The 6000-nt window shown below is 31.0% G+C and carries 6 protein-coding genes; all 6 read right to left on the bottom strand.

The genetic code is table 11. The annotated features are described in order from the left end of the window. Positions 1–319: 319 nt before the first annotated feature. Positions 320–526, bottom strand: a complete 207-nt coding sequence (locus FKR84_RS12565; RefSeq protein WP_141422667.1) for a hypothetical protein — start codon at positions 524–526, stop codon at positions 320–322. A gap of 152 nt (positions 527–678) precedes the next feature. Further along, the gene (locus FKR84_RS12560) at positions 679–930 is read right to left on the bottom strand and encodes a hypothetical protein (RefSeq protein ID WP_141422666.1); all 252 of its coding nucleotides are present in this window, start codon (positions 928–930) and stop codon (positions 679–681) included. 182 nt (positions 931–1112) lie between these two features. Continuing rightward, a complete protein-coding gene (locus tag FKR84_RS12555; protein WP_141422665.1) occupies positions 1113–1715 on the bottom strand; it encodes a hypothetical protein in 603 nt (200 codons plus the stop codon). Positions 1716–2389: 674 nt separating this feature from the next. Then, the gene (locus FKR84_RS12550) at positions 2390–2953 is read right to left on the bottom strand and encodes a DUF4411 family protein (RefSeq protein WP_141422664.1); all 564 of its coding nucleotides are present in this window, start codon (positions 2951–2953) and stop codon (positions 2390–2392) included. Then, positions 2953–4110, bottom strand: coding sequence for an ImmA/IrrE family metallo-endopeptidase (locus tag FKR84_RS12545; RefSeq protein WP_141422663.1), 1158 nt, complete (start codon positions 4108–4110; stop codon positions 2953–2955). Before FKR84_RS12545 ends, FKR84_RS12550 begins: the two co-directional genes overlap by 1 nt. Before the next feature lie 743 nt (positions 4111–4853). Next, positions 4854–5648: a cation transporter gene (locus FKR84_RS12540; RefSeq protein ID WP_141422662.1), complete on the bottom strand. Its 795-nt coding sequence runs from the start codon at positions 5646–5648 to the stop codon at positions 4854–4856. Positions 5649–6000 lie beyond the last annotated feature (352 nt).

Below are 6000 nucleotides of genomic sequence, written 5' to 3'. Positions count from 1 at the left end.
CTCACGACGCACTAGAAAAAATGTCCCCGGTAGCATATGCAAAAAAATATTCTTCTGGGGCTAGCCCCAGAAGAATAAAAAATAATAACTTTATCGAAGTTTTAGAAAAATGAACAGTTCTAATTAAGGGAAGCTTACAGTATATTGCGAAGTTCTTCATTTCAAATTAACGCCAACGGTTTTGTGTATGATTTCGTTGCGTGTTTAAGCACTAAAGTTAGCAAATAAATCACAAATAGAAAGTCCGCGAGGACTTTCATAAATAGGCTATAACTAGCAATGAATTATACACGGTGTTGGCATTTCGTTGTTTTTTATTTTAGTTTTTTTTCTCTTTTTCTGATTGTTTCTTTAAGCTATAACGAGTTGAAAAACCTGTAAATGTTCCAAAAAACAAAAAGTTAAAAACAAATCTCCATATTCTAAAGTTCTCTCCATCATAATAATCAAATCCTGCCATAACTCCAGCATAAACGATTCCTCCGACTAAACCTCCGATTAATATTGATTTTAATTCTGTTTTCATTTTTTAATTAAATTTTATTCCGCAAACTTTTTCAATTCCGATTGAGTGAGCAATTATGCAACTTGCTAAATTCCGCATTCGATTAGGACTTTGCTTTTCAATTCAGTTTCCGATTCCGCAAACGAGCTAAAAGTCAAACGTTTTGTTTTAATTCACTCTTTTTTATATTTCTTATGTTCTATTTTCTTTTTTTCTAAAATCGCATAAAATTTTCGTGGCGAGATTTTCAGGTCTTTTGTTATTTCGCTCACTTTTTTCTTTCCTTTCTTATACAGCTTTAAATTCTCGTTTACTTTTTTATCAAAGTAATGTTTTTCCAGTTTCTCAACAATTAGTAATTCAGTCAGATTTGAGTCATTCGCATATTTTTCAATTTCCGATTTAATGTCTTTTAAATTACTCATAATTGTCATTTTTAACGGTTCTGCTCAATGAATGCCAACGGTTAGTATATGAAAAGTAGGCGATTGCGAAGCTCAATACTTTCGGTTAAGCACAAGGTTTGAAACGAGCCAAAAGCCTTTATTTTACAACTATTTCGCCTATTTTTTATATACATTGTTAGCGGTTCGGCTTTATTTTTTTTCTATTCCAAGTTGTAGAAACACTGACTTCCAATTGCTCCGCCACTGTATTCTAAAACAAGTTTTTTGTTCACTAAAATATATGTACAACTATCATTATACTGTTCAATCAAATTATCGGGAATTGGTTGGTCAAAAACGTTAAATGAATACATTCCCATTCCACTTCTTTGAAAACTAATATTACAAGGTTCTCCGCTTGTAACACCAATACAATTCGCTTTGTCTAATTTATCTTTAAGAGTTTTTAAATCTTCTACTGTCCAACTAAGCTTCTGTAATAATGTGTCAGCTTTACCCGAATTAATTTTTACATCCCAATTACTTTCAAATTTATCGTCCACCTTTACGTGAAAAATCCCCAAAGTGTTATTGTCTTCAAACTCTATATGAGCTAATTTATTTGAGGGCGTTATTTTGTTTACAAAGTTTTTCACTTCATAAATTTCAGTCTTCTTAGCTTCAAAGTTTTCTTTAAGTTCTGTTACTGAATAATCTTTATCAAAACCACCAAAAGCGGAAATAATCATAACTATATAACCTACGAAAATTAGAAGTCCAATTCCGACTACAATTGATATTCCGATGAGTATTTTTTTTAACATTTGATTCTCGTTTCGTTTTTCAGCTGACCGCTAACGTGTGCGTATATTGCTTGTTGCGTGAAAACACGCGCGATTTATTCGGTTGAAAACCAAATATAGCAAATTTTGATAAAACCCGGAATAAAAACTTTCGTAGCAATAAGCTATATGCGGTGTTAGCGGTAGAATTTTTATAATCTCGAATGATAGTCGGTTGTTCGATTAAAGACATACATTGAATTATTTCATTTCAGAGTGATATTTCAGGATTTACATTTATTTGCCGAATTTTTCCGTTTTTAAAAATCTATATTATTTTTTCGTTCTGCTGATAAAATTAATAAAATCGGAACTAGGGCGGAGGCAAACTATTCAGTTGAAATTAAATTTCTGGAAAAAGCGAACTTTAATTCAGTCGTTTTTCACTTTCAAATCTCGCTTAAATTTCAAATTCATTTTAGTCAAAATTCCGCGCTGCGCTTTTTATTCCGCCGAAACTTTGTAAATCTTATCTAACTTTGAGTTTTTAAAAAGCTTTTTTGAACCAGCAAAATGTCGGTTTTATTTTACCGCTAACGGTCTCGGCTATGAGTAGTTGCGTGGTTTAGTACTTAACTTAGCAAGTATACACCAAACTGAAAATCCGCGAGGATTTTCAGAAGTAGGCGAGAACAAGCAATTACTTATAGCCATTGTTAGGCACTGGTATTTTTTATCTTAACTGTAATTTCCTTATTGAATAATTCAATTAATTTTGGTAATCCGATACAGTCAATATTCAATTCCTTGCAAATTGCAGGAATCTTTTTGTATAGTTTGTTATCATTATTAGAACTAGTTTCTTCAGTCACAACAGTTATATGATTATCCAAAGTTTTTGAAATCTCAATTGCCTTAAGGATTATTTTTGCATCGGCTGATTTTAGAAAATCATTAGTTAAAGATTCAATATCAACTTCTGATAGTAATCTTTTTTGGATTTGATTACAGAACTGATTATCTAATAAGTTATAGAATTTTTTAGTTGGAAGAAGACTTGTCGTTTTTGTAATTAGATTTTTATCTGTGATAAAATCTAACTCTTTTATAACTATTTTTTTTGAAACAAAGGAGCATTCTATTGATACTTCTGATAATAAGATAAATTCACCAGCTTTAATTTTTTGTTTAAAAAAATCATATATAACTGAACTATTATCAAATGGCTTGTAGTATTTAACTAAAGAAACCCAAGTACTTGTATCAATTATAAATCTCATTAGATGTATTTCTCGATTTTTTCGGGTTTAATATTCAGTTTTTTACAGAAATCATATTCGTTAATTACTCCTCCATATAATGCTGTTTGTAATGTGTTAACAAATAATGGTGAATTAATAGGTTTTGGAACAGAACCACCTCTTTTAATTCCAGAAAGCTTATCAAGCTCCTTTTTTCTGTTTTCTTCTTCTATTTTTTTTCGATAAAGTTCATCAAGTTCGTTTTTAACGTTGTTGTAACCTTTATTTGAAATCTTTTTAGAATACAATAACCTTGTATATAAAGCTAATGTGCTTAAATTGGTTTCTCTCGAAATTCTTTGAATTAAATCAAAATGATAGTCATTAGACGAATCAGCTCTTTTTAATTTCTCGATAGTATTGGCAAAACTACCAACTAAAAAGAAATAGGAAAACTCGTTGCACCAATTTTCAATTTTGCTTAAATCCTTTTGAGAAATTGATTTAACATCAACTTCTTCAATTTCTTCCTCATTGAGTAAGTAATGACCTAATTCGTGAATTAATGTGAAAATTTCTCGTCTGAATGATTTTTGTTGTCTTTTAAGAACAATTACATTCGGTTTTAAATAAAAACCATTAATGTTTGCGGTATCTTTTTTATTCCAAGTTTCAATGAACTCAAATACCATTATATTGTTTTCTGCAAATTTAGATATGAGTTCTTTTAAAAAGTCTCTTAAAACAGGTGAAAATTCATCAGGATATAACAGCTTTCTAATTTCTTCTGCAACTTTTTTCGGATTATCCTTTATTGAATAGATTGGAATTTTTCTTTCGAAATGAATATCTGAAAGTTTAGAAATTGCCGTTAAGGAGTTTTTTAAATCTTCAAATTGATTAACAATTTTCTTTGCTCCAATATTTAAATCAGAGTTAAATTTATCCTTTCTAAAAAAAATACTAGCTTCTTTGTTTTCAGTTAAAGGTTTAGGGTTTATATAGTACTCAAGACCTTTATTAAAAACTTTATCTATTTTTTTTAAGTGACTAATTTTAATTTCACTAGAGTATAAGTCATCTTTAGTTATTGGATTTTTCAGACCTTCGCTGATTTTTTCCAATAACTCATTTAAAGTTAATCCATATAACTTTAAAAGATAATTTATACGTGATATGTTATGCTCTATTGTCAAGAATCTGATAAATAATTTTACTTATGGCAAATGTACATTTTTTTACTGAATTTTCATTTGAGTCATACTTGTGCCTAACGTGTGCGTATATTGCTTGTTGCGTGAAAACACGCGCTAATTTTTCGGTTGAAAACCAAATATAGCAAATTTTGACAAAACCCGGAATAAAAACTTTCGTAGCAATAAGCTATATGCGGTGTTAGCGGTAGAATTTTTATAATCTCGAATGATAGTCGGTTGGTCGATTAATTACATACATTGAATTATTTCTTTTCAGAGTGATATTTCAGGATTTACATTTATTTGCCGAATTTTTCCGTTTTTAAAAATCTATATTCTTTTTTCGTTCTGCTGATAAAATTAATAAAATCGGAACTAGGGCGGAGGCAAACTATTCAGTTGAAATTAAATTTCTGGAAAAAGCGAACTTTAATTCAGTCGTTTTTCACTTTCAAATCTCGCTTAAATTTCAAATTATTTTTCGTCAAAATTCCGCGCTGCGCTTTTTATTCCGCCGAAACTTTGTAAATCTTATCTAACTTTGAATTTTTAGCCACTTTTTTTGAACCAGCAAAATGTCGGTTTTATTTTACCGCTAACGTGTTTGTGTATGATTAGTTGCGTGGTTCAGCAACTAATTTAGCAAACTTTTACGAACCCGTGAAAATTCCGCAGGAATTTTCACAAGTAGGGAAGAACAAAGCAATTAATTATACACGGTGTTGTAAGTAGTGCTTTTTTATTCACTTACTTAATTTCAATATTCTAAATGCTCCTTGAATTACCAAAACAAAAACGATTGTTCCGATAATCAAATCAGGTTTGCTCGAACTCAACCAATTTACCAAAATTCCAGCAATTATTACTCCTAAATTGATAATCACGTCATTTGATGTGAAAATCATACTCGCTTTCATATGAGCCTCTTCTTTGCTTTTTGACTTTTGCAAAATGTAAAGACAAATTCCGTTTGCAATAAGTGCAAAAATCGAAACGATAATCATTGTCGAAAAATCGGGAAGTTTCTCGTTTCCAAAAAATCTTCTTAAAACTTCCACAAATCCAATAATCGCAAGTGTTATTTGAAAATATCCAGCAAGTTTTGCAATCCGCTTTTTCTTAATCAACGTTCCGCCAACCGCAAACAAGCTAATTCCGTATACGAAACTGTCGGCAAGCATATCCAAACTATCGGCAACAAGACCCATTGATTTTGAGATTATTCCTGTTGTCATTTCGATAATAAAAAAGGCAAAATTGATTGCAAGTACAGACCAAAGTAGCTTTTTTTGGTTTGCATTTTCATTAAATTCTGTTTGGTCGGTCTGTTCGGTCGAGATTTTCTTTCCGCCTAAATTTAGTTCAATAACGGACTTTTCGATTTGGTCGGATTCTCCGCTGTGAAAAACAGTCAGTTTTCGGTTCGGAATATCAAAGTCCAAATTCGCAATACTTGAAATTCCGTCCAATTTCATTCGGATTAGATTTTCCTCTGAAGGACAGTCCATTTTGGTAATTTCGAATATTGTTTTTTTCATTCGGTTTCTGGGTTTTTCGGCATTACTTACAACGGTCTTGGCTATGATGTCGTTGCGGACTCATTCGCAGAATTATTCCGCTGGTAAACGAAAATACTATTTTAACTGGAATTTTCAACAGAAAATTCCAACCCGCAATGCATTATAGCCGTTGTTACACATTGACACGACACGTTCTGATTAGGACGAAGCACTTTTCACGTTTCTGATTTTTTTCGTTTTGCTTTTCAATTCCGTCGAGAAGAGCAGAAGTTTCGCTAAATAAAACTAAATTTTCAAATTCTGTTTTCAAGAGTAAAGTCATTTGTTTTCGAACGTGATAAAAATTCCGCTGTGTTACTTTTCCAATTTT

This window comes from Haloflavibacter putidus, from assembly GCF_006546625.1.
In the GTDB taxonomy this organism is placed as follows: Bacteria; Bacteroidota; Bacteroidia; order Flavobacteriales; family Flavobacteriaceae; genus Mesonia; species Mesonia putida.
This window is presented reverse-complemented; position numbering and strand designations above follow the sequence as displayed.